Origin of the sequence: Microcoleus sp. PH2017_09_SFU_O_A, assembly GCF_020738625.1 — a bacterium.
In the GTDB taxonomy this organism is placed as follows: domain Bacteria; phylum Cyanobacteriota; class Cyanobacteriia; order Cyanobacteriales; family Microcoleaceae; genus Microcoleus.
Window position 1 is genome coordinate 1 of sequence record NZ_JAEQCF010000182.1, and the last position, 2,426, is coordinate 2,426.

The following is a 2,426-nucleotide window of genomic DNA, read 5'->3' on the forward strand; positions in this document are numbered from 1 at the left end:
TATGGATCGGATCGTACTCGCTTCGGCACAGGAATTTAGGTCGCTGGGCATCACTGCGAACGTAATAAATCCAGGTGCGACTGATACTGGCTGGATGTCTGAAGCACTCAAAACTGATGTGGAATCCATCACTCTGTTGGATCGTGTCGGTATGCCACAGGATTGCGCTAATCTAGTCAGATTTCTGTGTTCCAAAGAAGGGGGATGGATCAACAGGCAACTGCTTTACAGTAATGGTGGTCTTCAGTAACCTTGAGAACGTGAGGTTTCTTAGGCTGCTTAAGACAATTCCCCAAGCTAAAATGGGGTCGTTATTTCGTAAACGCTGCCTGACCTTGGAGATGATTCGGAAGCTCGATCGATAATTAATAATTCCGCCTAAGATTCTCATTTCCACCCGATGAGTCGGTACAAACCCCACTTAACAACAATAGAACCCCATTCCAACAGCAGTAAAGTAAACTGAGAGCAGCCCCATTCGCCCCAGTTGACCTATGCCACGTTGGTTCAATACCGCTGGCCCTTGCCGCGATAACATTCACTATATGTTGCCGGCAACCCGACGCCTCCCGAATTTAGAGCGACTGATTGCTCAGCAAAGCTATTTTGTCATCCACGCACCCCGACAAATTGGTAAAACCACGGCAATGCTGGCTTTGGCCAAGCAACTCACTGACAGCGGACAATACACTGCGATCGTGGTTTCAGTAGAGTTAGGTTCGCCCTTTAATGACAATCCACAACAAGCCCAAGCGGCGATTTTAAGTTCTTGGCGAAGTGAGGCGCGAGTCTATTTGCCACCGGAGCTCCAGCCACCACCAAAACAAGAAATGGAGGTGGGACAAGGAATTGAAGAAACCTTGCGGCAATGGGCACAAACTTCACCTCGCCCTTTAGCAATCTTCATCGATGAAATTGATTCGCTCCAAAATGAAGTATTGCTATCGGTTTTGCGTCAATTACGCAATGGTTATCCCTCTCGTCCTCGTGCGTTTCCGCAATCGGTGGGCTTAATCGGTTTGCGGGATGTTCGCGATTACAAAGTGGCTGCGGGTGGTAGCGATCGCCTAAATACATCCAGTCCGTTTAATATTAAAGTGCGATCGATTACGCTCAGAAATTTTAATGCCTCAGAAGTCGCAGAACTCTACGGGCAACATACCCAAGATACCGGACAAGTTTTTACACCAGAAGCCGTAGCCTTAGCTTTTGAATTAACACAAGGACAACCTTGGTTGGTGAATGCTTTAGCCAAAGAAATCGTCGAAGAATTAGTAACAGATGAATCTATAGAAATTACACCAGAACATATTTTAGAAGCTAAAGAAATTCTGATAAAACGACAAGATACGCATTTAGATAGCTTGGCTGAACGACTCAGAGAAAACCGAGTCAAAGCAATTATCGAGCCGATGTTGGCGGGTTTGGAACTCGGCAATATCCCCAATGATGATATTCAGTTTTTAATCGATTTGGGTTTGTGTAAGATGGACGTTCAGGGTGGATTGACGATCGCCAATCCAATTTATCGCGAAGTTTTGCCCCGCGTGCTCACGGTAACTCCAATGGCCTCTCTGCCCCAAATTGCACCGAGTTGGTTGACATCAGAAGGTAAATTAGATACTCAGGCTTTACTGAAAACTTTTTTAGAATTTTGGTTGCAACATGGCGAACCGTTACTCAAAAGTGCGTCTTACCCCGAAATTGCGCCGCATTTAGTGCTGATGGCGTTTCTGCATCGGGTGATTAATGGTGGCGGAACGTTGGAGAGAGAATATGCGATCGGGCGCGATCGCATGGATTTATGTTTGCGTTATGGTGAGGTAACATTAGGAATTGAACTGAAGGTTTGGCGGACTCGGAAAGTCGATCCGCTGAGTAAAGGGTTGGAACAGTTGGATGGATATTTGGCTCGATTGGGACAAGATGAAGGGTGGTTGGTGATATTCGATCGCCGTGAGAATGCACTGGAATTAGAAGAACGGCTGAAAACTGAAATTCAGACTAGCCCGATGGGTCGGTTAATTACAGTGATTCGAGCGTGATGAAGTTATAATGAGTGTCTCGATTTTGCCGATCGCCGAGGGTGTGCGATCGACTTATCATTCTTACTTGTGGAGAAATGTATGACCCAGCGACCAATAGTTCTTATAACTGGTGCAAGTCGGACTATTGGCATCGGATCATCAATTGCCAAAGAATTAGCAAAATCAGGCTGGGATGTCGCTCTGACCTATTGGCAGCCATACGATGCGTCAATGCCTTGGGGCAGCGATCCGAAAGAGGTTCAGTCACTTTGCCACAAACTTGAGCAATTCGGTGTGCGCTCCACAGCGATCGAGGTTGATTTATCCTTGACTGATTCTGCTTCGCGCATATTCGATATTGTTGAGCATGACCTGGGAAACGTTACGGCAATGGTTATT

3 protein-coding genes are annotated in these 2,426 nt (G+C 46.4%); all 3 read left to right on the plus strand.

Annotated features, from left to right (window positions below):
- Positions 1–250: SDR family oxidoreductase (locus JGK16_RS32510; RefSeq protein ID WP_293194003.1), on the plus strand; the 250-nt coding region annotated here is incomplete at its 5' end.
- Positions 251–494: 244 nt separating this feature from the next.
- Positions 495–2,045, plus strand: a complete 1,551-nt coding sequence (locus JGK16_RS32515) for an ATP-binding protein (RefSeq protein ID WP_293194005.1) — start codon at positions 495–497, stop codon at positions 2,043–2,045.
- Positions 2,046–2,126: 81 nt separating this feature from the next.
- Positions 2,127–2,426: SDR family NAD(P)-dependent oxidoreductase (locus JGK16_RS32520; RefSeq protein WP_293194007.1), on the plus strand; the 300-nt coding region annotated here is incomplete at its 3' end.